The sequence below is a fragment of the Mesorhizobium sp. P2_D5 genome, from assembly GCF_056404355.1.
Genome location: NZ_JBFUEE010000010.1, coordinates 165,749 through 188,440, shown reverse-complemented (window position 1 = coordinate 188,440; position 22,692 = coordinate 165,749). Strand labels below are relative to the sequence as shown.

The 22,692-nt window shown below is 60.5% G+C and carries 22 protein-coding genes; 11 read left to right on the top strand and 11 right to left on the bottom strand.

Features of this window, described 5'->3' with window-relative positions; all coding sequences use genetic code 11:
- The first annotated feature begins 114 nt into the window (after positions 1–114).
- Positions 115–678, top strand: a complete 564-nt coding sequence (locus AC1DYW_RS30860) for a T4SS efffector SepA family protein (protein WP_477228693.1) — start codon at positions 115–117, stop codon at positions 676–678.
- A 73-nt stretch (positions 679–751) separates the two neighbouring features.
- Here the strand turns inward: AC1DYW_RS30860 and AC1DYW_RS30855 are convergent, their stop codons facing one another.
- Positions 752–1,660, bottom strand: coding sequence for an HNH endonuclease (locus tag AC1DYW_RS30855; protein ID WP_477228692.1), 909 nt, complete (start codon positions 1,658–1,660; stop codon positions 752–754).
- A gap of 169 nt (positions 1,661–1,829) precedes the next feature.
- Between AC1DYW_RS30855 and AC1DYW_RS30850 the strand changes: the two genes are divergently transcribed.
- Positions 1,830–3,281, top strand: coding sequence for a hypothetical protein (locus tag AC1DYW_RS30850; protein WP_477228691.1), 1,452 nt, complete (start codon positions 1,830–1,832; stop codon positions 3,279–3,281).
- Between the two features lie 105 nt (positions 3,282–3,386).
- On the opposite strand, the gene AC1DYW_RS30845 is transcribed toward AC1DYW_RS30850, so the two are convergent.
- Complete coding sequence (locus tag AC1DYW_RS30845) at positions 3,387–4,385, bottom strand: LacI family DNA-binding transcriptional regulator (protein WP_477228690.1); 999 nt, start codon at positions 4,383–4,385, stop codon at positions 3,387–3,389.
- 196 nt (positions 4,386–4,581) lie between these two features.
- Between AC1DYW_RS30845 and AC1DYW_RS30840 the strand changes: the two genes are divergently transcribed.
- Genes AC1DYW_RS30840 through AC1DYW_RS30820 form a run of 5 tightly spaced genes read left to right on the top strand, consistent with a single transcriptional unit; the run spans position 4,582 to position 9,290 of the window.
- On the top strand, positions 4,582–5,622 hold the full coding sequence (locus AC1DYW_RS30840; protein WP_135883150.1) for an ABC transporter substrate-binding protein: 1,041 nt from the start codon (positions 4,582–4,584) through the stop codon (positions 5,620–5,622).
- Positions 5,623–5,649: 27 nt separating this feature from the next.
- Positions 5,650–6,687 carry an ABC transporter ATP-binding protein gene (locus AC1DYW_RS30835; protein ID WP_477228710.1) on the top strand — a complete coding sequence of 346 codons (1,038 nt, stop codon included), beginning with the start codon at positions 5,650–5,652 and terminating at the stop codon, positions 6,685–6,687.
- Complete coding sequence (locus AC1DYW_RS30830; RefSeq protein ID WP_441940264.1) at positions 6,684–7,571, top strand: ABC transporter permease; 888 nt, start codon at positions 6,684–6,686, stop codon at positions 7,569–7,571. Before AC1DYW_RS30835 ends, AC1DYW_RS30830 begins: the two co-directional genes overlap by 4 nt.
- Positions 7,564–8,355 carry an ABC transporter permease gene (locus tag AC1DYW_RS30825; RefSeq protein WP_441940266.1) on the top strand — a complete coding sequence of 264 codons (792 nt, stop codon included), beginning with the start codon at positions 7,564–7,566 and terminating at the stop codon, positions 8,353–8,355. The genes AC1DYW_RS30830 and AC1DYW_RS30825 overlap by 8 nt, the downstream gene beginning before the upstream one ends.
- A 14-nt stretch (positions 8,356–8,369) precedes the next feature.
- On the top strand, positions 8,370–9,290 hold the full coding sequence (locus AC1DYW_RS30820; protein ID WP_441940268.1) for a phosphorylase family protein: 921 nt from the start codon (positions 8,370–8,372) through the stop codon (positions 9,288–9,290).
- A gap of 186 nt (positions 9,291–9,476) precedes the next feature.
- Here the strand turns inward: AC1DYW_RS30820 and AC1DYW_RS30815 are convergent, their stop codons facing one another.
- Genes AC1DYW_RS30815 through AC1DYW_RS30795 form a run of 5 tightly spaced genes read right to left on the bottom strand, consistent with a single transcriptional unit; the run spans position 9,477 to position 13,980 of the window.
- On the bottom strand, positions 9,477–10,502 hold the full coding sequence (locus AC1DYW_RS30815; RefSeq protein WP_441940270.1) for a 2,5-dihydroxypyridine 5,6-dioxygenase NicX family protein: 1,026 nt from the start codon (positions 10,500–10,502) through the stop codon (positions 9,477–9,479).
- A gap of 52 nt (positions 10,503–10,554) precedes the next feature.
- Complete coding sequence (locus tag AC1DYW_RS30810) at positions 10,555–11,244, bottom strand: N-carbamoylsarcosine amidohydrolase (protein WP_477228689.1); 690 nt, start codon at positions 11,242–11,244, stop codon at positions 10,555–10,557.
- A gap of 11 nt (positions 11,245–11,255) precedes the next feature.
- Positions 11,256–12,011 (bottom strand): maleate cis-trans isomerase family protein, encoded by a 756-nt coding sequence (locus AC1DYW_RS30805; protein ID WP_477228688.1) that lies wholly within the window; start codon positions 12,009–12,011, stop codon positions 11,256–11,258.
- Positions 12,008–12,832: an alpha/beta fold hydrolase gene (locus tag AC1DYW_RS30800; protein ID WP_477228687.1), complete on the bottom strand. Its 825-nt coding sequence runs from the start codon at positions 12,830–12,832 to the stop codon at positions 12,008–12,010. The genes AC1DYW_RS30805 and AC1DYW_RS30800 overlap by 4 nt, the downstream gene beginning before the upstream one ends.
- Positions 12,829–13,980 carry an FAD-dependent monooxygenase gene (locus tag AC1DYW_RS30795; protein ID WP_477228686.1) on the bottom strand — a complete coding sequence of 384 codons (1,152 nt, stop codon included), beginning with the start codon at positions 13,978–13,980 and terminating at the stop codon, positions 12,829–12,831. The genes AC1DYW_RS30800 and AC1DYW_RS30795 overlap by 4 nt, the downstream gene beginning before the upstream one ends.
- Positions 13,981–14,369: 389 nt before the next feature.
- On the opposite strand from AC1DYW_RS30795, the gene AC1DYW_RS30790 reads away from it, so the two are divergent.
- From AC1DYW_RS30790 to AC1DYW_RS30780, 3 genes are read left to right on the top strand one after another with little or no spacing between them, the layout of a single operon-like run.
- On the top strand, positions 14,370–14,849 hold the full coding sequence (locus AC1DYW_RS30790) for a MarR family winged helix-turn-helix transcriptional regulator (RefSeq protein ID WP_127262868.1): 480 nt from the start codon (positions 14,370–14,372) through the stop codon (positions 14,847–14,849).
- A gap of 37 nt (positions 14,850–14,886) precedes the next feature.
- Positions 14,887–15,390: a (2Fe-2S)-binding protein gene (locus tag AC1DYW_RS30785; protein WP_477228685.1), complete on the top strand. Its 504-nt coding sequence runs from the start codon at positions 14,887–14,889 to the stop codon at positions 15,388–15,390.
- The gene (locus AC1DYW_RS30780) at positions 15,387–18,947 is read left to right on the top strand and encodes a molybdopterin cofactor-binding domain-containing protein (protein WP_477228684.1); all 3,561 of its coding nucleotides are present in this window, start codon (positions 15,387–15,389) and stop codon (positions 18,945–18,947) included. Before AC1DYW_RS30785 ends, AC1DYW_RS30780 begins: the two co-directional genes overlap by 4 nt.
- A 331-nt stretch (positions 18,948–19,278) precedes the next feature.
- Here the strand turns inward: AC1DYW_RS30780 and AC1DYW_RS30775 are convergent, their stop codons facing one another.
- The 4 genes from AC1DYW_RS30775 to AC1DYW_RS30760 all read right to left on the bottom strand — a co-directional run bounded on the left by AC1DYW_RS30775 (position 19,279) and on the right by AC1DYW_RS30760 (position 21,512).
- On the bottom strand, positions 19,279–19,497 hold the full coding sequence (locus AC1DYW_RS30775; RefSeq protein WP_477228683.1) for a hypothetical protein: 219 nt from the start codon (positions 19,495–19,497) through the stop codon (positions 19,279–19,281).
- A 180-nt stretch (positions 19,498–19,677) separates the two neighbouring features.
- Positions 19,678–20,076 (bottom strand): hypothetical protein, encoded by a 399-nt coding sequence (locus tag AC1DYW_RS30770; protein WP_477228682.1) that lies wholly within the window; start codon positions 20,074–20,076, stop codon positions 19,678–19,680.
- A gap of 170 nt (positions 20,077–20,246) precedes the next feature.
- Positions 20,247–20,672, bottom strand: coding sequence for a RidA family protein (locus AC1DYW_RS30765; RefSeq protein WP_477228681.1), 426 nt, complete (start codon positions 20,670–20,672; stop codon positions 20,247–20,249).
- 120 nt (positions 20,673–20,792) lie between these two features.
- Positions 20,793–21,512 carry a DJ-1/PfpI family protein gene (locus tag AC1DYW_RS30760; protein ID WP_477228680.1) on the bottom strand — a complete coding sequence of 240 codons (720 nt, stop codon included), beginning with the start codon at positions 21,510–21,512 and terminating at the stop codon, positions 20,793–20,795.
- 162 nt (positions 21,513–21,674) lie between these two features.
- Here AC1DYW_RS30760 and AC1DYW_RS30755 point away from each other — a divergent pair, with 162 nt between their 5' ends.
- The gene (locus tag AC1DYW_RS30755; RefSeq protein WP_477228679.1) at positions 21,675–22,646 is read left to right on the top strand and encodes a GlxA family transcriptional regulator; all 972 of its coding nucleotides are present in this window, start codon (positions 21,675–21,677) and stop codon (positions 22,644–22,646) included.
- Positions 22,647–22,692 lie beyond the last annotated feature (46 nt).

The following is a 22,692-nucleotide window of genomic DNA, read 5'->3' as shown; positions in this document are numbered from 1 at the left end:
CTGAAAGATAGGCCTATAGTGAAATCTGTCGTGCGGATGAAATATGTAACATATCCTCTTGCTCCTTTACCATGAAATATGTAACATATCTCCTATCGAACGCAGGAGAGCCCCATGATGCCCGTCGTGAGAATTAACGACGCCACCTTTGCGGATTTGAAGCTCATCGCGAGTTGGTTCGGCACTAAAACGCCCGCCGATACGCTGGATCGTGTCGTGAAGGAGGCGATGGACCAGCTCGGCTTGGAGCGCGACGAGGAGCCCGAGGAAGCTGTGGTCTCGGCCGGCGGCGCAATACAGTTCAACGTCCCACCCGGTCTGGCTTTCACGAAACCATTGTCGGCCACCATCAACGGAAAGGCGATCCCAAGCCCGAGATGGTCGTCAATCCTGATAACGATGATTGCGCAACTCAAGGCAAAGGGCCTCGAGGGCGACAAGCTTGTTCGTGAACTGGGGATCCCGGCCAAGGCCGCCAAGTTCGAGGACGAGGGGTTCAAGTACCACCCTGACCTAGGTATTTCGGTGCAGGGCCAGTCCGCCTCTGACGCATGGAAAGAGGTCGACCGCCTTGCCAAAAAGTGGGGCATCCCTGTCACGGTTGAATTTTGGTGGCGCCAGAATCCAAAGGCCCAGCATCCAGGCCGCACCGGCCTACTAAGGTCTCCTAACAGGTGAAGCCGAGCCGAATGCCTGCAGTTGATGCCAAGCGTGGGTGGGACGAAGATACATGCGATCCATAGACGCTCAGCTACCCGAGGAACTTGTTATGGCGATGCCACTCCAGCGAGCTGGAAGAAGGCAGGACTGAAGCCAGGATCGGTAACTGCAGCGTCGTGCCATGCAGGTCGTAATAGTGCCTGCCGTTGTCAAAGTCGGTCTTGAGCCGGCCGCTCACTACAAAGCGCAGGTCCTTGTCCACGGTCACGTACYCCAGGTCAAAGAGCTTGTGGATGTCAGTTCGCAGTAGAAGGCCATTCGGGCCTTCGTGCTCTCCACCGTCCGCATAGGATCGAATGTGAGCGGCATCGAGGATGGGGAGGGTTTTCTCGCCGCTGACCGCGCAACGTCGATCATACGCGTCTGTGACCAATACCCGGAATGCGCCTTGACCCAGCCGCGGTCGAACCAGAATGGGTGCCCCGAAGCGCTCCGAACCAGGTGAGGCCGGTAATGCGAGACTGGCCCGGTCCAAGACCGCGTCCCAGAGCTTGGCGCCATCTGCATCATCCGTGTCGTATCCACGCCCGACCACTATATTGCGGGACCAGCTCTCGGGCACCGGTATCCAGCGGTCTGGGGTCCAGAAGAACGGGTTGGTCAGGATGCGGCATCCAATAGTCGGATCCATGCGGGGATCATCGCCGGTTCGATACCGACCTATTCGTCGCCGCATCTCCTTGACCGACTCGAAGCCATTCTTTTCGCCGAAGGCGTCCCAAGCGATCGAGAGGGGGAGCAGCGAGGCCTGGGAAAAGACTCCGCCCCCGACAATGAAGTTCTGCGGCGAATGCAGCTTAAACAGAAACAACTCACCGGGTTGCAAAGCGCGGAAATTGGTGCGGCCACTCGGCGCCCAAAAATTTACCTCCTCGACCTGACGAGCCGAGAGGTAGTGGAACCAATCGTTATCAGTGACGCCCACGAAGATGTTGACCATGACGCGACGTTGCATCCTGCGAACTGTTTCGGCAACCCACCCGATGCACCGACCGACGAGAGAGCGCCGATTTCGGGCCACCTCAAGGCATTCAAAATTCCTGTCCTGTTCTTGTTGACGGTTTCAGTAGGATGTTAGTTCTGGTCGTAACGGTGTGGGAGGATGGAAAATGGGTGAAGCAAAGAGGCGTGCGGCACAACGCGCAGAAAACGAGAAGCTCATAAAGCCGCTCAGCGAAGCCCGCTTTCACCTGCTCTCGATCGGAGTCCGGATGGCCGTCAGTCGTCTATTGTCGGGCGAAATCTCGTACTGGGCGGATCAAGAAGAGAGAATCCTTGGACTGATCAGTTTCGACTTTACCGATCAGGACTTCGTTTGGATGATACTCGCACGAGACCGGATCGGGCGGTTTAGGTGTTGCAGTGTAGACGCCAGCATCAAGAGCGAACCTTTAGCCACAGAGATCATGCTCAGAGAAATGGCAAGGCTCGTGCGGGAGGGTATTCCCGCCGATTTCGGTTGGCAGGGAGAGGAGCCAAACGCGCCGTTCGATCTTCTCAGTGTTACCCATGGCGAGAAGCTGCATCCTTACTTCGAGGTATTGAACGATGCCGGACATATGCCGGCTCGCGCAGCTCTGAGAGAGATCGGGCCTTGGCTCGCGCCTTCCGATCCGCACTTCGTCAAAGAATTTCAGACCACGGCGTTCGATCAGAGAATCTGGGAACTCTATCTATGGGCGGCCTTCAGAGAACTTGGTTTCGACGTTACGCAACCCGAAGCACCAGACTTTTCATGCCGTGCACCAGGGATTGCTTTCACTGTCGAGGCTACAGCAGTCTCTCCGTCTATGGCTGGACCGCTGGCGGTGCATCCCGAGCCGACAACACCAGAAGAACAAGCAGAATTCTTGAAGAACTATATGCCGATGAAATTTGGCTCGAGTCTGACCAGTAAGCTGAACAAAAAGAATGCTGCGGGAGAACCTTACTGGGATCGTCCTGAAACCAGGGGGAAGCCTTTCATCATCGCTATCGCGGACTTCCACAAACCGGCTGACTTAGAAAAGTTGGGTTCGATGACCTACAGCCACTCGGCACTTTGGCCATATCTTTATGGTAAGCGCGTTGTGTTCGAAGCAAAAGAAGAGGGCGGCGGATATTGGCGCATGGTGAAAGGAGACGAGCACATCTATGGCGGCAAGACCATTCCAACAGGCTTCTTTGACCTACTCGGCGCAGAGAACGTATCAGCTGTGCTTTTTTCCAATGCGGGCACCCTGCCGAAATTCAACCGCATGGGTCTTCGCGCAGGCTTTATTCCCGACAAACACATGTATTTTCGCCACGGGTATCGCTACGATCCGTCACCGGATGCATATGTAGGTATTCCCTTTAACGAAAACGTCTTGTCCCCAGATTACGAGGAATTTTGGTCGGACGAACTGCAAATATTTCACAACCCGAATGCTCGCAATCCGATTTCACCAGACACTTTCGGCGGGATCACGCAGTATTATTTTAAAGATGACGACCTTCATACCGTGACACCACATAACGCCGTCATAGCTTCCTTCACATCAGTTCTCCGGCTCGTTGGAAATGAGGAGTTGGGGCCATGAAAGTAGCTTACAATTTTTTGCATTGCGGGTTTCACGTCCGCAGGCGGCCCTCCCTTTCTCGCCCAGCTAGCGCCCTTGACGCGTCTCCCGACTTCTCGGGTCCGACTATTCGCCAGGGTCGAATTGACCTTTGAACAAGATTGTCTCCACCGGTCCGACCGGATTTGTGATCCGCCTCTCAAGCACTTCGACGAGCATACGTCCGACCCCGGTCATGTCGACGGAATGAACGCCAATTCTCGCTGGCAGGAAGCGCGCAAGCCGCGTGCTGTCACGAGTGACGATGTGGACGTCGCTCCCTGGCACAAGACCTCTTCTGCCAAGAACGTGCAACGCCCCGAGAAGGCCCAGTTCGTTGGCGCATGCCAAGCCTGTTGGCGGATCTGACGACCCCAGCAAGCGATCGAACCAGGCAGCGCTCGACTCCATCGTGAACATGCCATGGCCGATCAGCGACTGGTCGATCGGAATACCAGCCTCGGCCATTGCCCGTTCGTACCCAGAAAGACGCATGGCACTCGCCTGGTCCCCCGGAACGAGAAGTTGCAGCGCAATGCGTCGACAGCCCTTGTCCATGAGCTGTCGGGTCGCCTCGTAGGCAATCTGTTCGTTGTCGATATCGACATAAGGATAGGCGACGTCCAGGTCGGTTCTTCCGAACGCGACAAATGGCATGCCTTGATCCAGCAGCAACTTGACGCGCGGATCGCTTGACACCATGCGCGTGATGATCAGTCCATCAGTGCTGCGCGCCTGAAGCTGCCGTTGCACACTCTCAATGGGATCGTCGTCGGGAGTCGTGGAATAGATGGACATACTATAACCCGCTTGCCGCGCCGCCAGCGTCATGCCTTCGATCAAGGGGATCTTCAACAGATCGGACAGATGGTCTTGTGTCTCCATCGGGTATATTGCCGTCATCGTCAGCGTGCGGCCAGTTTTGAGCGCGAAGCCATGATGATTTGGCACATAGCCAACCCGCTTCGCCACCTCCTTGACGCGAGCGATGGTCGAGGGATGAACTTCCGGCCCATCCTTCAGTGCGCGGGATACCGTGGTAACCGAGAGGGACAGTTCCGCCGCGATCTGTTTTAGATTGGCCATTCTGTCCTGACTTTTGTCTGCGAAAAGCGTTGGCTGAAATTTGCTGGAGCGTTCGTGACGTTACCGGATTCGATGTCCCGGTCAATTCAAACTCCTTCACGGAAGCATCTTGACTCTGGTTTCGATTAAGTGCAACCGTAACGTTACGATTAGAAAAGATGGCTCTTTTTAGCGCCATTTAAAGGGAGGAGAACCTATGTCCTGGCTACGCATTTCCTTAACAGCATTCGCAATCTCGGCTGCCTTGCCCGTCCATGCCCAGACGGTCACCATCACGACCGCTGGCGGCGACTATGGTAACGCCATTAAGGAAGCCATGTGGGCTCCCGCTGCAAAAGAGCTTGGCTATGATGTCCGCGAGGAGACCCTAAGCGACGGCCTGGCCGCCCTGAAGATGCAGGTCACCTCGGGTGCGGTCACGACCGACGTCATTCACCTGGGCTCACCGGAGGGCGCGCAGGCGGCTGCGCAGTCGCTGCTTGAGCCGCTTGACTACAAGATCATCGATCCCAACTCCGTGCCGGCCGGTGCAAAGTCCGACTACTGCTATCCGTTCGACTCCTATGGCACCGTCTTGTCGTGGAACACCAAGACCTATGGCGAGAACCCGCCGAAGACCTGGGCGGAGTTCTGGGATGTCGCCAAATTCCCGGGCCGTCGCGCGCTACGCGCCAATGCGCAGGACTCGATCGAGATCGCACTGCTCTCCGACGGCGTGGCGCCGGCGGACATCTATTCCGTGCTCAGCACGCCGGAGGGTCTGGATCGCGCCATCAAGCGGCTTGAAGCGATCAAACCAAATGTCGCCGTGTGGTGGACCTCGGGAGCGCAGTCCGCGCAGTTGCTGAAAGACGGCGAAGCGGATCTGGTCATCACCTGGAACGGACGGGCAGAGACTGTGAAAAAAGATGGCGGCGCGGCCGACTACACGTTCAAGGGTTCCGTCATTGGCACCGACTGTCTCGGAGTACCGAAGGGAGCGCCGAACAAGGAAGCGGCCATGAAGCTGATAGCAGCGATGACACAGCCCGCGCGCGTGGCGAAGCTGACCGACTTCATCGCCTATGGCCCTGTAAATCCTGCTGGCTATGAGGGTGGCCTTATTCCCGAGGACCGTCTGAAGACCCTTGCGACCGCGCCTGAAAATGCCGGCACTTCGGTGTTTTCGAATGCGGACTGGTGGGTCAAGAATGGCGAGGCTGCCCAAAAAGCCTTCGATGAGATGATGGCCCGCTGAGTCTCAGCTTTAAGGCTGAAGCACATGATGAAGTCGCTCCCGATCACCATCGACAGCGTGCGCAAGACCTACGGATCTTACGTCGCGCTGGACGATGTCTCGCTCGACATTCAGGCTGGCGAATTCCTGACGCTGCTGGGGCCGTCCGGATCGGGCAAGACCACGCTGCTCATGGCTCTGGCCGGTTTTGTCCGGCCCGATTCCGGTAAACTTTTGTTGGACGATCGGGACATCACCCGCCTGGCCCCCAACAAGCGCGACATCGGCATAGTGTTCCAGAACTATGCCCTGTTTCCCCACATGAACGTCCTGGCAAATGTCGAGTATCCGCTGGTGCTGCGTAAGGTGCCGAAAGCCGAGGCCCGCCAGCGGGCGCTTGACGCCTTGGCCCGCGTGAAGCTGGACGGTCTGGCGGAGCGCGACATTGCCGCATTGTCCGGCGGCCAGCGCCAGCGGGTAGCGTTGGCGCGGGCGATCGTCTTTGAGCCACGCGTGATGCTGATGGACGAGCCGCTGTCGGCGCTCGACAAGAATCTGCGCGAAACCATGCAGTACGAGATCCGGCGTCTGCACGACGATCTCGGGATCACCACCATCTATGTGACGCATGATCAGCGCGAAGCACTGATCATGTCAGACCGGGTTGCGGTGATGAACTCCGGCCGCATTCAGCAGATCGACACGCCACAGCAGATTTATGATCGTCCATCGACCCGCTTTGTCGCGGAGTTCATGGGTGAGGCCAACATTGTGGCCCCTGGATCGGTGCGCAGAATGGACGGCGCCGATGCGTCACGCGACACCCTGATGATCCGCGCGGAGAGCTTCCATCTTGATGCGAAGCTCGTCGGGCGAGACGGGGTGGCGCTTGAGGGAACGCTGCGCGCCAAGGCGTTTCGCGGTGAGAACTGGCTTTTGACGCTGGCGCTTGACGGCGGCCAAGAAGTCCTTGTCTGCATTCCGGCGGCGCTGGCCAGTGGCTGCGCCGAACTTGCCACCGGTCAGCGGGTGACCGCCTATGCACCAGCAGCGAAAGTTCACGCCATACCGGGAGCGGTAGCGTGACCGTCCTTGTCGATCCTGCGCTCGCGGCAGACGCACGACGCGAGCGGCGGTTCTTCCTCTCGCTTTCACTGCCCGCGCTTTTCATCGTTGGACTGGCGGCGATCCTGCCCATCGTCTGGATCATCCGGCAATCCTTCCTGACCACAGGGGGCGAATACACCGTCGGCAATTACGAGAAGGTGCTGTCGAGCGGACTGACATGGTCGGCACTCGTGACAACCGTTGAGCTGTCCTTTGGGACGCTGGCGTTCTGCATTCTTCTCGGCACCCCCTTGGCGCTCGCCCTAGCCAGCGCCAGACCAAGGGTGGCCAATTTGCTGATGGCCTTCGTCATGCTGCCGTTGTGGACTTCCATTCTGGTGCGCACCTATGGCTGGCTGGTGCTGTTGCGGCGCGATGGCCTGATCAACGCGGCTTTGACGGGCTCAGGCCTGACAGCTGAGCCATTGCCGCTGGTCTACAACTTCACGGGAACGCTGATCGGCATGGTCCACTACATGCTGCCGCTCTTTCTGCTGCCTGTTTATGCCGCGATGCGCGATATCGACGCAAACCTCGTCCGCGCATCGGCGAGCATGGGCGCCACGCTCGGGCAAACGATCCGCACGGTCATTCTGCCCCTTTCGGCCGGCGGCATCTTCTCGGGTTCGATCATCGTCTTCATCTACACCATAGGGTTTTTCATCACGCCGGCTGTGCTTGGCGGCGGCAAGGTAAATCCTCTTTCCACCCGGATCGAGCGCACGCTGTCGACCTTCCAGGATTGGGGCTCGGCGAGCGTCCTGGGCATTCTGCTCCTAGTTCTTATGGCGTTGGTGGGGGTGATGTTCCTGGCGGCGCGCCGACTGATGGCGCGCAACAAATTCGGTACGGCCCATGCTTGAAGCCTATCCGGACAACCGGCTGGCCCGCATCCTCCTGTGGAGCTTTTGCGCGCTCGTAATGGCGTTCCTGATGCTGCCGACGCTGGTCGTCGTTCCGCTGTCCTTTTCGGCGTCCAATCTTCTCGAGTTCCCACCGCGCGCATACTCACTGCGCTGGTACGAGAATTTCTTCGGTTCGGCGACATGGATGGCCGCACTCAGGACGAGCCTGATCCTTGGGACATTGACGGCGATGATCGCAGTGCCCCTGGGGCTGCTGGCCTCCATCTCGATAAACAGGCTCGGCGGAAAAGCCGCCGTAACCATTCAGGGCATTCTGCTTACGCCGTCCATCGTGCCGGGCATCCTGCTGGCGATCGGTCTCTTCTTTGTTCTGGCCGCCCAACGTCTGGTCGGAACGCTGTTCGGTGTCCTGGTCGGACATGTGGTGCTGGCCATCCCGGTCGCCTGCATTGTGTTGTTGCCCGCTTTGGCCCGCTTTGACTGGAACCAGGTTCAGGCGGCACGCAGCCTAGGCGCGAACTGGGCGAGAGCCATTGGCGGCATAATTGTCCCGCAGCTTCAGATCAGTCTGCTGTCGGCCACGTTGATGGCCTTCCTGACTTCGCTGGACGAGTCTGTGATTTCGATCTTCGTTTCGAGTGGTCAAAACAGCACGCTGCCGAAGCTCATGTTCATATCTCTGCGCGATCAGATCGACCCGACCATTGCGGCGATTTCGACCTTGTGGACCGTCATCGTCGTGGTCGTTGTCCTGATCGTGACCCTTCGCCAAAAATCCTGACCGAGACTGGAAACATGCCTGCAAATCATCACGTGGCCGGTGCTCCGGCGGATCAGTCAACGGACATCCCTCAGGTAGGGTTGGCCATCATCACCGGCTCGGCAAACTGGGGGCTTGCCTTCCCGGAAGATGTCGAATTCGAGGGTGTGCGCACCTTGCGACGCGACATGAGTTTTGAAACGCCTTTCGGTCGTTCCGACAACTGGAAGCTTCTCGAATTCGATGCGTCGATTACCGTCGAGGGCAAAACGAAACATGCCCTGTGCATGTATTCGCACGGGAATCCCCGCGACCATATCGACCATTCCTGTCATCGCCGAGCGTTCTGGGTCTTGATGAAAGCGGGTGTAAGGCAAGTGCTGGCCTGCTCGACTGTTGGCGCCGTCAACAAGGCGATCCAGCCCGGCGACATGGTGGTGAACGCCGATATCATCGAACTGTCGCAGACCCCGTTTTCACTGCTTCCCGGCCGCCAGAGTTTCGACTGCTCGGGCAAGCAGATCGTATGTCCAAGATGTGCGGCATTGTTGGCCGAGACCGCTCGGCGCCATTGGCCAGCCGAATGCCGCGTCCATGGCATCGAACAGCAGTTGGTCGCTGCCCATTGCTACGGGCCGCGACTGACAACTCCCGCCGAAGCTCTGGCGTATCGAAACATGGGAGCGGACGTGCTCAACCACTCGATCGCCCCAGAGGCGACCTTGTCGCGCGAGATTGGCGCGTGTTTCGTGCCTCTTGCGTTCGTCACGGCCGGTTTCAACGACTATATGGACCGCAATCGCCAGAAATTGCTGCAGGAGGATGTGTTGCCGAGCCTTTCCATGACAGCCTCGCGTGTTGCGCTGGAGACTGCGGCACGACTTCCAGCTGACCCTGAATGCTCTTGCCAGAGCTTGAAGTCGCCTCAACCGGCAGAGCATTCTACTCGGTTCTGAAGCAGCGATGGAGTCTGGATTAGTCACCCACGACGCAGCTCGCATCGAACTGAGAGTTCGCATTTGGACGCCTTTGCTCGCAGCGTCCGGTCCGCTTCCGTCCCCAATTCAGACTACGAGTCATGCTTCACATCGCATATAGATAAGCCTCAGGCCTTGGGGCCGATCGGGTGCCGGCAGTCTCGTCTATTGGCGGTGCTGCATTTCCTTGATGACGATGTCTCCGTCCACAACGATCGGCTCGTCATCCAGGAAAAGACTGCAGCCACGCATCGGAATGTCGAGGTGGCAGGCGGTGTCGTTGGGACCGCCGAGTTCGTTGTTCGGGCCCGTCGAAAACATTACATTGCCGTAGAAGGAGCGCAGCTCCATGCCCATGCCGCCGGGAAATTGCGTCAGGCCGTGCCACTGCGCCCGATGATCGAGCCCCCAGCCGACATGGCTCATGCCCATGCCGCGCGGGTCCTTGAACTCACCCATATAGGATTTGATGAGTTCGGCCTCCAGGCCGCCGCGGATATCCTGAACGAAGCCTTTTTCGATCGTGTAGACGACCGGCTCGCGCACGTAGGTGTTGAACGGCAAAAGCACGTCGCCAGGCGCCAGCACGATCTTGCCGTCGACGCCGTCGTCGGCGCCGCCGGTGAAGACGAAGGCGGCCGGCCAGTGGTCCCAGCGCCCCGGCTGGTCGGTATAGCCGTATTCGCCGACCGTCGGATAGACGCCAAGCCTGTAGATCACGTCGGTGCCATGGGGGGACGTGATGCGTATGGTCTTGGCCTTCGATAGAAGCGCCTCACCGACCTCTACGCGCTCGCGCAATTGCTTGGTCGGCAGCAGCCTGGCAAGCAGCGGCGCGGGTTCGACCGCCGTCAAAACGCGCGCGCCCGCAGCCTGGATCGCCATCTGCTCCGGGCTGAACAAAAGAAAGATGAGGTCGACGACCATGTCGGCCCGCTTCAGGGCTTCGACGGCCTCAGGATTGGCCGCCAGGCCGGTCTCGCCGACGGCCCAGGCACCATTGCCGGGCAGCGGCGCGGGCAGGCGCATGTGATACATGCGTGCGCCGAGGCGCTGGCCGGCGGCGAGGAAGGCGTCGGCATAGTCGAGCCGCTCGCTGCCTTGCGACAGCACGATGACCTTCTCACCTTCATGCACGCCGCTGAGCGTGAGCTGGTGCAGGCAGATTTCAGTCAGAACGTTGCGGTCCATCCAGCAATCTCCTTTTGCAATACGGGCGTCGTCGCGGCCCAGTTCATGCGTTTCAGTCATGTGCTCTGCCTGCGCGCCGTCTGCCGGCGCGCCCGATTTCGTCCAGGGCCTCCTCCAGGCTGACGACGTCGCCATATTTGGCATCGATGTCGAACAGGTTGGCCTCGTGCGGCCCGGCATGCCGGTCGCCAACGCAATCCTTGACCACGATGGTTCGGAAGCCGTGCTGGACCGCGTCCACGGCGCTTGCCCGGATGCAGCCGCTGGTCGAGCAGCCGGCGAGTATGACCGTGTCGACCCCGTCGGCATGCAGCATCGGCGCCAGGCTGGTACCGAAGAAGGCGCTGGCATACTGCTTGGTGACGACCAGTTCATCCGGCAACGGTTCGACGCCGTCGCAGAATTCGGCCAGCGGACTGCCGGGGACCAAGGCTGCCATCACCGGCGCCTTCTTGACCCAGATCCCGCCGTCGGCGCAGTTCGGCGCGTGGTAGAGGATGTTGGTGTGGATCACCGGCATGCCGGCCTGGCGCGCCGCCGCCAGCAGCTCGGGTGTGCGTGCGACGGCCTCTACCACGCCCTGCGCGAAGAGAGGGGCGCCGGGGGTCGTGTAGGCTTTCATGAAGTCGATCAGCAGCAGAGCCGGCTTGCGCCCGAAGCCGATGCGGTGACCCCAGACGCCGCTGTAGTTGTCGGCTGCCGCCTGCGTTTCGGCCTCTATAGGAATTACCGGCTGCGTCATGCCCGCCTCCCTCAGTAGGCGCCGGAAAGCAGCGCGCCGGCGCCGGGAACGACCGGCTTGAGGCCGACCGCCTTCAGCAGGCCGTAAGTAGTGGCGACCGCCGCCGTCAGCACTGGTTTCCCGGTAAGGGCTTCGACCTTGGCGACGACGGGCAGCGACGGCATTTGCACGCAAGCCGACAGCACGACCACATCGACACCTTCGAGGTTCATGCCGGCAACGATGCCGGGCAGATTTTCCGGATCGTGGCGCGCCACGTCGAGATTGTCGGGGATTTCCAGCGCGCGCCAGTCGGCGACTTCGAAACCTTCCTCACGGATGTAGTTGACCACGAGTTCGGTCAGCGGCCGCATGTAGGGCGCCACGACCGCGATGCGCTTGGCCTTCAGCACCTTGAGCCCGTCGATCAGCGCGCCGGCGCTGGTGACGACGGGGATGTCGGCGCCATTCTCCTGCGTGCGGCCGCGCAGCCGCGCTTCCGACTGGCGGTGATAGCCAAGCCCTGTCGCCATGATGGCGACAAGGCAGGCATAGCCCAGCACATCGACGCGGGCATCCGAAAGCTCGGCGGCGCAGCGGTCAGACTCGCCGTCCATGGCAGCCAGTTCGTCCTTGCTGACCGTCTTCATGCGCATGCGGCTCGAATGGAAGGTGAAACGCTCGGGCCGGATGCCTTGGCGCGCCAAAAGCATCGCCGGAATCTCGGTTTCCATGGTCGTATTGGAACTCGGCACGATCTGGCCGATCCGGAACGGTTTCGTGGTCATCCCGCTTTCCTCGCTGCCAGAGCGGTTCCGAGCAGCCGGTCAGCCGCGGCCAGAAACCCTTCGAAATTGTCCCAGGGGATCATGTGCCCGGCATCGGCTACCCGCTCTATGCAGATGCCGGGAATGAGCGACTGAATTTCCAACTCGTCGGCAGGTTCGATGACGCCGCCACGCGTCGCCACCATCAGGCCGGCGGGGATGGGAAGCCCAGGCAGATCGCGATGGATGTCGTCGGTATGAAAGCCTTCGAAGGCCGTCACGATGGCGGGCTCAAAGCAAGTGTGCAGCCACTCGGCTCTGAGCGCGAGCTGCTCGCGGCTCCATGTCGGGCAGAAGGTGCGCATCGCTTCTGCGTCCATGCCCTTTTCCGCCTGTCGTATTGAATCCACATACCAGGCAAGCTTCGAAGGGTAGGGGCGGCGGCCCGGACCCGAGACGGGCGGGTCGACCAGCAGCAGCCGCGCCATGCCGGCTGGGTTGCGCTTCGCCGCACGGACCGCGATGCGTGCGCCCATGGAATGACCGAGCACCGTCACGCCGGAAAGACCGAGTGCTGCGATGAAACCCGAGAGGTCGTCGGCCAGGCTGTCGAGGCGGTAGTCGAGGTCGGGGCCTGATTGCGACAAGCCCCGGCCGCGCACATCGACGACGTAAACGTCGAATTCACGGGCGAGCCTTTCGGCGACGAAACCCCAGGTCACTGCCGGGCTGGTAATGCCCGGCACCAGCACCAGCGGCGCTCCCGCGCCGAGATAATGCAGGTAGTGCTGGCGGATGCCGTTGGCTGCGACATTGGCGCCTGTGACCGTTGCCGCGCTCACTGCGCCGCCTCGCTGCTCTGCAGCGGCGTCTCATAGACGTCGTAGCCGAACACCCAGGCCGGGTCTTCCTGGCTGCGCAGCCAGGTATTGGCGTTGGAAACCGCCTGTACGCGCGAGGCGCGATCCCTGCGGTTTGCTTCGTAGAGGGCGAAGGCCGATGCGTGGTTGCCGGTCCCGGTCTCGCCGAGACACCGCGCCAGCATGGCCGCGTCCTCGATCGCTATGGCCGCACCCTGCGCCATATGCGGCTTCATCGGGTGGCAGGCATCGCCGAGCAGCACCATCCGCCCCTCGCTCCAGACCGGCAATGGTTTGCGGTTGAGCAGCGGCCATTTGGTGACCTCGTCGCTGGCGTCGATCAGCGCTTCAACGACCGGATGGCAACCGGCAAAGGATTGCCGCATCTCCTCGCGGCTCGACGGTACGAACGCCCCGTCGAAATCCCAGGCCGGGTGGGGAACGCCGGTGACGTAGTAGTACTCACTGCGGTCCGCGGTGGTGTGGTAGACCATCATGTGGCGGTCCTCGAACCACCATTTCACGCAATCTTCGAAGTCGAGGCCGTAGCGTCTCAGCTTGTCGGACGAAATCACCGCCCTGTGGGCGACCCAGCCGCTGTAGTTTGGCTTTTCCTCGCCGAGCAGAGCTTCGCGGACCTTCGAATTGATGCCGTCGGCGCCAATAACGATGTCGGCCGTGACCCGAGTGCCGTCGGCGAAGCTGAGTTCGACGCCGGCGCCACTGTCCGTCACCGCGTCCAGCCGCCTGCCGAAGTGCAGGTTTTCTGGGCGCAACAGCGACACTTGGAGCGCGTGCAGATCGCCGCGATGGACGGTCACATAAGGAGCGCCATACTCTTTTTCGGCGAACGCGCCGAGCCGAATTCGGGAAAGATACTCGCCGGAGCGCCCGTCACGGCTGAACCAGAAATCGGGCTTCGATCCCATGGCGACGACAGCGTCGTCCATCCCGAGTTGACGAAACACCCGCATGACATTGGGACCCATATGGATGCCGGCGCCGATGCGTGAGAATGCGGGCGCTTGTTCGAATACATCGACCTGAAAGCCGGCTTGCTGAAGAAGGGCGGCGGCGGCGGCGCCTCCGAGGCCAGCGCCAATGACGGCAATTTGCGTTTGGATTGGCATGGGCTTGTCGACCCTCCCGTATGAGATCACAACTGCGACAATCCGCACATTTAGAGAGTACACACTGTAAATGTCAATCGGAAAATGAGGAATCAGAGGAAGAGTTTCGCCGCGTACGCCGCCTTTGACACAATCTGCAAACCGAGTATTATAGTGTATGCGCTTTTTTTTGGCACGTTCACGATGGGACTCTGGTGCGGCTTGCGGCCCGACAAAAAGGACGGGACGCGGGCAACCGCGCCTTGATCCCCGCAGGTCCGGCTTCCAACAGACTGTCGGGCAATGTGGCCCGGAAATCGAATATGAAAGCAGCGGAAGCTGTCTTGCATTGCGCGACGACGGCGTTTTATGCATGCGTCGGATGCTACGACTTTGGAGTGGGACACGCGGTGCCGGATCACAGGCCAAACCAAGCGGATCGCATCGAGAATGCGGATCGCTATGTTTTCACGGACCAGGTCGGCTACCTGCTTCGGCGGGCCTATCAGCGACATCTCGCAATCTTTCAGGCGAATGCCGGCGATCCGCAGCTGACGGCAGTTCAATTTTCGACATTGTGTGCGCTAAAGGACAGCGGCCCTCAGTCGCAAGGCGAACTCGTGAAGGCAACAAGCGTCGATCAGGGCACAATTCGCGGGATCATCGACAGGCTGAAGAATCGCGGCTTGATCGCGTTTTCGAAGGACGGCGCGGATGCGCGCAAGGTAATCGTCTCCATCACGGCCGCCGGTCTGCAATTGCTGGAAGCTGTCGTGCCTCATGCGAGAGATGTCACCGAACTGACCTTGAAGCCCCTCAATCCTGCCGAGCGTATGGCACTTCTCCACACGCTTCGCCTGCTCGGCGACGATACAGACCCGAACGACTGAAGTACGCCATAGTGATTGCAGGTTTCAGCAAGTCAGGATGGCGGCCTTGATTGCGCTGAACGTCAACGGATTGGCAGTCCAGGTCTCCGTCGCACCGTCGACGCCGCTCCTCCTCGTGTTGCGAAACGACCTCGGCCTGAATGGCCCAAAATACGGTTGCGGCCTTGCTGAGTGCGGAGCCTGTGCGGTCCTCGTCGGTGATACCGCGGTTCGCTCGTGTACGGTGCCGGTCGGCGCGATCACCGGCCGGCCCATCACCACATTGGAAGGGCTCGGAACGCCGCAGCACCCGCATCCCGTACAAGCCGCGTTTATCGCAAACAACGCCGCTCAGTGTGGTTACTGTATCAACGGCATGATTGTCGCCGCTGTGGCGTTGCTCAGAAGCAATTCCAGTCCCGATGAGACCGCCATTCGAACCGCCCTGCGTCACCATCTTTGCCGCTGCGGCACGCATCTCGAAATCCTTGCCGCCGTGCGCGAAGCGGCGCTCGCCACATCCAAGGTCGCGGTCGCGAACGTCGAAGAGGCGGCTTCATGACCGGTCCGCGTGATCGGTCTGTCGCGACCTATCTGAAAGGTCCCGATACGCTTTTGGTTCTGCGCCCAAATTCTTTGGCGGGCAGGGACGACGAACTGTTCCTTGCGCTCGACGCGGACGGCCGTGTCACCGCGTTCAACGGTCATGTCGATCTAGGCACCGGGATCCGCACCGCATTGGCCCAGATCGTGGCCGAGGAGTTGGACGTTCCATTCGAACGCGTCCGGATGGTGCTTGGATCGACCGCGGCCGCACCGGATCAGGGCGCGACGATTGCCAGCGAAACCATCCAGATCACCGCAAAGCCGCTGCGAGCTGCCGCTGCGACCGCCCGCGCCCATCTACTGCAACTGGCTGCCGCGCGGTTTGCCATGAAGGCGGAAGACCTGGTCATCGAGGACGGCGTGATCCGCGCGGCGAATTCGGAAGAAAACCGCTTCGTTACCTTTGGTCATCTCATCGCAGGCGGCAACACGCGCCTGTTCATCGATCAGCGCGCACCCGTAAAGCGGGCGGCGCAATACCGGATCGTCGGCCGTTCCCAGCCGCGAAGCGATATACCAGCCAAGGTCACCGGCAGGTTCACCTATGTCCACGACGTGCGACTGCCCGGCATGCTGCACGGCCGCGTCGTCAGGCCGCCTTATGCCGGTTTCGACTCCGGTATTCATGTCGGCTCCAGCCTGATTTCGGTGGATGAGAACTCGGTCGCAGATGCGCCGGGGATGGTGGCGGTGGTGGTGATAGGCGACTTCGTCGGCGTGGTTGCGGCACGCGAGGAGCAGGCCATCGAGGCAATGCAGAGTCTCAAGGTGGAGTGGCGCAGCTCCCCCGATATGCCCGACCTCAATACGCCCGAGGCAGCCTTGCGCGGGAATCCATCGACAGCCCGAAAGCTGGCCGATCGAGGAGATGTTGAACGCGGCCTCGGCGCGACAGCCGAGCCGATGCAGCGCACTTATGTCTGGCCTTACCAGATGCATGGTTCGATCGGACCGTCCTGTGCGGTCGCCGACTGGCGCGACGACGGCCTGACCGTCTGGTCGGGCACGCAGAACCCATTTCCGATGCGCACCGACCTGGCAAAACTTCTCGACATATCGGAAGAGCGGATCGTCGTCGAACGGCTGGAAGCCGCTGGATGCTATGGACGCAACTGCGCTGACGACGTAACTGCTGACGCCGCTCTAATGTCCAGGGCAGTCGGGCGGCCGGTGCGCGTCCAACTTACCCGCGAGCAGGAACACGCGTGGGAGCCAAAGGGTGCCGCGCAGATCATCGACGTGCGCGGCGGCCTGGACGAGGAGGGTGGTGCGGCTGCCTATGACTTCGAAACCCGCTATCCGTCCAATCTGGCACCAACCCTTCCGCTGATCCTGACCGGAAAGGTCTCGCCGGTCTCCGAAGTCGCGCTGATGGGAGATCGCACAGCTGTTCCTCCCTACGCATTCGGCAATCTGCGTGTCACTGTCCACGATATGCCGCCGCTGGCTCGCGCCTCGTGGTTTCGTGGCGTTTCGGCGCTCCCAAACAGCTTTGCGCATGAATCCTTCATCGACGAGTTGGCTACGGCGGCTCAAGTCGATCCCGTGGAATACCGCCTGCGCTATCTCACCGATCCGCGCGCGATCGATCTGGTCCGAGCCGTGGCCGAGCGCTCCGGATGGAAGCCCCACATCAAGCCGGGCACGCATGGCCACGAGGGCGACATTCTGTACGGGCGCGGCTTTGCTTATGCTGTCTATGTCCATGGTCCTTTCCCCGGGAAGGCGGCGGCTTGGGCAGCTTGGGTCGCCGACGTGGCGGTGAACAAGGTGACGGGCGAGATCGCCGTGACCAAAGTGGTCTGCGGGCAGGACACAGGCGCGGTCATCAACCCTGACGGCGTGCGTCACCAGATCCATGGCAACGTCATCCAGTCGACCAGCCGGGTTCTCAAGGAAGAGGTCAATTTCTCATCCACCGCTGTCGCCGCCCTTGAGTGGGGCGCCTATCCGATCATCGGCTTTCCCGAGGTGCCGGACATCGACGTGCTGATGATTCCACGCCCCGACGAGCCGCCGCTGGGCGCCGGCGAGTCCGCCTCGGTGCCGAGTGCGGCCGCCATTGCCAACGCGGTTTTCGACGCCACAGGCGTGCGATTTCGCGAGCTGCCGCTGACGCCGGAACGCGTGCGCGCTGCCTTGAATCCGCTGCCGACCCCGCCGCCGTCGAACGAAAACAGGCGAACGGCCAAACGTTCGAGTCTGAGGTTCGCCTGGCCACTCGCCGGCGCCCTTTCCGGCGCCGTCGCCCTCGGCGCGGGGATTTTTCCATTCAATGCGGCCATAGCCCCGGTGGTGCGTCCGCTGCCCGACGTCTTTTCGCCTGCGACGATCGAGCGTGGCCGACTGGCGGCTGCGGTGGGCGCCTGCAACGTCTGCCATGTCGGCGCCGGCGGCAGGCCGTTCGCGGGGGGTAGGGCTCTCGAAACCCCTTTCGGTATCGTCTACGCCACCAACATCACCCCGGATGAAGCGGCCGGCATTGGCAGTTGGTCCTATCCGGCTTTCGCCCGGGCGATGCGCCAGGGCGTCGCCCGCGACGGACATCACCTCTATCCGGCACATCCTTACACATCCTTTGCCAAAACAAGCGAAGCCGATCTCGAGGCGCTCTATGCCTATCTGATGGCCCAGCCGGCGACAGCGGCGAAAGCACCGCAAACACAGCTGCGTTTTCCCTTTGGCATGCGGCCATTAATGGCCGGGTGGAACGCGCTTTTCCTGTCGTCGTCGCCGGCACCGGCTGATCCCACCCGCGATACCGCGTGGAACCGGGGCGCGGAACTGGTGGAAGGGCTTGGCCACTGCAGCGCCTGCCATTCGCCGCGCAATGCCATCGGCGGAGAGATCAAGGGGTCAATGCATCTTGCTGGTGGCGCCGCAGACGGCTGGTACGCGCATGCGCTTACGGCGAAATCCTTTTCGCCCGTAACCTGGAACGAAAGGGCTTTCTACGATTATCTGCGGACCGGGCATTCCGCCGMGCACGGAGCGGCGGGAGGGCCGATGGCTCATGTGATCGATTCGATGGCACCGCTTCCGGATGCGGACATCAGAGCGATGGCGGTCTACCTCGCGAGCTTCAACGTTGGCGGTCAAACGTCGGCGACTGGCGCGTCGGTCCAGAGCATCATCGCCGCCGCAAATTTGGCCGCACCGGACGCGGCAGTGGCTTTTCCTCGGGGTGCGCGCCTGTTTGCCGGCGCTTGCGAGACTTGTCACTCGGAAACGTCGCCCATCACGTCGCTTGCCCTTAACACCAATCTGCATGCCGACGCGCCGGACAATCTGCTCCATGCCGTCCTGGAAGGCGTGTTCGCGCCGGCAGCCTCGCCGCTCAGGACAGACGCGGGTGATTTCGGCGTCATGGCGATGCCGGCCTTCGGCGGCGTGCTGCATGATGCCGATCTGGTTGACCTCGTGGGCTATCTAAGGGCGCGTTTCGCACCCGGCAAACCCGACTGGCAAGCCATCCCGGACTCACTCGCCGCCCTCCGATCCGCTCATCATTGAACCAACGGAAATATCACATGCCCAAACACCAACGTTCCCGCCGAAACGGCCGGGGGAGATGGTGTTCCCACCGCTCGGGGCACGCATCACGCCTGTGCCGTTCTCGTCAGTCGCGCAAGACGACAACCATCCGGCCGCCTGCCGAAACTCGCTTTGGACGCCACAGCCTTCGTGGGCCGGTCATCGATTTCGAGACGGCTCAGGTTCTGCTGTGTGACAAGCGATCCTGGCTGCATCAAAGGCAGATGGTGCTGTCTTGGCAGCCTGAAGAAGGTCAGGGCTATGCGGTGGCATCCTCGGCCCAGCCTGTCAGGCGCGGATAGCGAGGTGACTATTTGGCGAGCCAGGCGGCGAGATCGGCCCGCACGATCGGCACGTCGCGATAGGTTTGCATGGCGCGCTCCTCGACGGTCGCCCGGATCGTCGGCGCCAGGAGGTCGAAGCCGTTGGAAAGGCCGCCGCCCATCACGATCAGGTCGGGCGAATAGAGATGCAAGAGGTATGCGGAGCCACTTGGCTTCGGCCTCGACCAGTTGGCGAGCCGCCGCATCACCCGTCCGCGCGGCCTCCACGACATACCGCGCCGAGACATCGCCATTGTTCGAAAGGCGCCTGGGCAGCGAGACGTCGCTCGGCGCGGCATGTCGTGTCGCCCGCCGTCCAAGCGCGGTGCCGGAGGCGACCGCCTCGGATTGATAGATGCTCTCGAAATGGCACCGCCGGATCATCCTCAATAACCCGTGAGATCAACCGCAGGACTACTCGGCAGCCAAAGGCAGCGGCCGTTCACGCCTGTGCTTATCGTCAGCCAAAGATCCTCGTTCTCGATGACGCAGGCAGTTAGCGCGGCGCCGCTTCGTGTTGTCTCGCACCACGCAATCATCTGCATATCGCTCATCGCCTCCGGGTGGCCATGGACAGCGATTCGTTGACGCCGTACGAGCGGGCGTCGATGTCGGTGATGCCGAAATCCTTCAAGCGCGCGGAATGTTTCTCTGTATACGTTTGCGCGTGCTCGACGCAGCCCGGGCTCATTGGCGATATCCAAGGCCAATCCATCTAGCACACGGGCCATCTCTTCGCCCCACGGCCCGGGGAACCCGAATTCAAACACCAGAAGCGTCGTCATGGTCAGTCCTTTCCAATGCTTGAAATTTCGCGCCCGCCAGCTCGGATGGGTGCCGATAGCAGACTGACCATTGCTTCATGCGCTTTCGTTGGATGCTTGCCCCACAAGGCCTACATCCACGTGGCAGTCGGCTCAAAACCACCCGTCAGCCGCTCGGCATCCACAGCTAGTCAGCCAGCCACCGTCGCTTCCACCTCGAAAAGCATGCCGTCGAGGGCCAAGCGCGGAACCGGGATCAGCGTCGCCGTCGGCATCATGCCAGGACCATAGGCACGTGCGAACTCCTCGCCGAGAATGTGAAGCTTCTTCTCATCGTGATCGACGACCAGCATCGTTTGTTTGACGACGCTCTGCAGATTGGCGTCGACTGCGGCCGCAGCGACCGCAAGATTCTCGAGAGCTTGCCGTACCTGAAGACGAAAGTCAGGTGAAAGTGACCCGTCCGGCGTTTCACCGCCTTGCCCAGCTATGAATGCAATGCGGGCTTCCGTGCCGAGCCGGGCAACATGCGAATAGCCGTAAGCCGACGGGTCATAGAGGCCGGCAGGATTGATGAACTCGAATGCTCGAGTCTGCGCCGTTTTTGCATTAGCCAATGGTTTCTCTCTCTTCTGCTGGGTTTGTGGTCGATTCAGTCGCAGCCGCTACGCAATCGATAGGTGACCCGTCGAACTGCTGCAGTATTGCGCTACAGCTCGACGAAAGTCCTCGCGTAGTTACATCGCAGCAGACCGACCGGAGTCTGGCCGTGGTTGATATTTCGAAACTGCCTCATCTACGCATAGCGAGAAGAAGCCCTTGCCGAAAGCTTTGACTTCTTCCGCAAGCTCCGGCCCGGCCAATTCTGCCGTGCCGACGCCGAAGACTGCCTTAGGGTGGTATTCGACGTTGAGTTCCTGCAACTTGGCGGCATGTTCACCCCGAAGGTGAGACAAAACGAGGAGAGCTGCCTCAAAACCACCAGTCGCAGGACCCGCGGTGAACAGCTTGCCGTCTTCAACCACTGAACCGCCCTCGACAACGTCGCAGCCGAACTCAGCCAGGCGATCGATACATTGAAAGTTGGTTGTTGCGCGCTTGCCTTGCAACAAACCAGCGGCGCCAAATAGCAGGGCGCCAGCGCAAATCCCGATAAAGTAGGGATCATGCTTGGCCTGCTCTTGAACGAAGGCAATGGTTTGCGGATCTGAATATACCTGCGGCGCCATGGCTCCCGCCACAAGAACGTCCAACTGCGGGCACTCTGCATATGTCGTGGTTGCGGCCAGCGGAAGGTCGCCCCATGCACGGATCAACTCCTTGGTCTTTCCCACGTGGTAAAGCTCAACGCCCGATGAGAATCCCAAAACCGATTGGACCCCAACCACGTCCATCAACAAAACCCCAGGCTCAATAAGCACGCCCACCTTGATGGGGCGATCTGCAATCTCGTTCACTTTGGACTCCACTCCTCAAACATCCTTTTGCAGTCCGCAGCTTAGTGACATGCCGTTTGGCGTAAACGACAATAAATTGACGATTTCCGCCAAAATCGGTACTGATCAACCAAGCGTCCCATGTCGCTTATGGGGAGGCCATCGCGGAACAAAGGTCCACTCATGCCACCAACGAAGTCGTTGCAACTCATTGCTTTCTCCAGGATGAGTTTTCTGGATATTTCCGGGCCGCTCGATGTGTTCCTCACCGCAAACCTCGTCGTCGATGGGCCTCATCAGCCTTATGATGTCTCTGTCGTCTCGCCTGCTGGTCCTGTGGACATGCCCGCCGGCATTTCCATTCATACCGACGCCTTAAGCGAGGATACTGCGCCGCCGCACACACTGATTGTGCCGGGTGGACCGGGCATTCATGCCTTTTGCGAGGGTGAAGGGTTCAAGTCGATTTTCGAGGTGCATGCCAAAAAGGCGAGCAGGCTCGCGTCAGTATGCACCGGAGCCTTTGCATTGGCTGCTGCTGGGCTGCTTGATGGGCGCCGGGCAACGACACACTGGCAGTCCTATGACGACCTTGAGCGCCGTTTTCCCAAGGTGATCGTCAAACGTGGCCCCATCTTTGTCAATGACGGTCATATCTGGACATCTGCCGGCGTGACCGCGGGAATAGACCTCGCGCTTGCAATGGTCGAACAGGATCTTGGACAGGCTGTGGCGCTCGAAATTGCCCGCAACCTTGTAATGTTTTTGAAGCGACCGGGCGACCAGGCGCAATTCAGTGTTCCCCTCACATTGCAATCCGAGAGCGGTCGTTTTTCCGACCTTCATGCCTGGATGAGTGCCAATCTTGCTGAAGACTTGTCGATCCCTGTGCTCGCAACGCGTATGAACATGAGCGAGCGCAGTTTCCTGCGGCATTATCGCAGTCATACGAGACACACACCAAGTAAGGTGGTTGAAGCGCTGCGCCTGGAGGCGGCGCGCCATTTGCTTCTCAATACCGATTATCCCATGAAAGATATCGCCGCCCGATGCGGTTTTGGGAATGAGGCAACTTTCTTGCGGCGGTTTGGTAAATCTTTTGGCACCAGCCCCGGCCAGCATCGCGCAAATTTTGGATCCCAGGTACGAGATTAAGCGATCAGACACCTCGCTGAGGGATACCCGGGGATGGCTCCACATC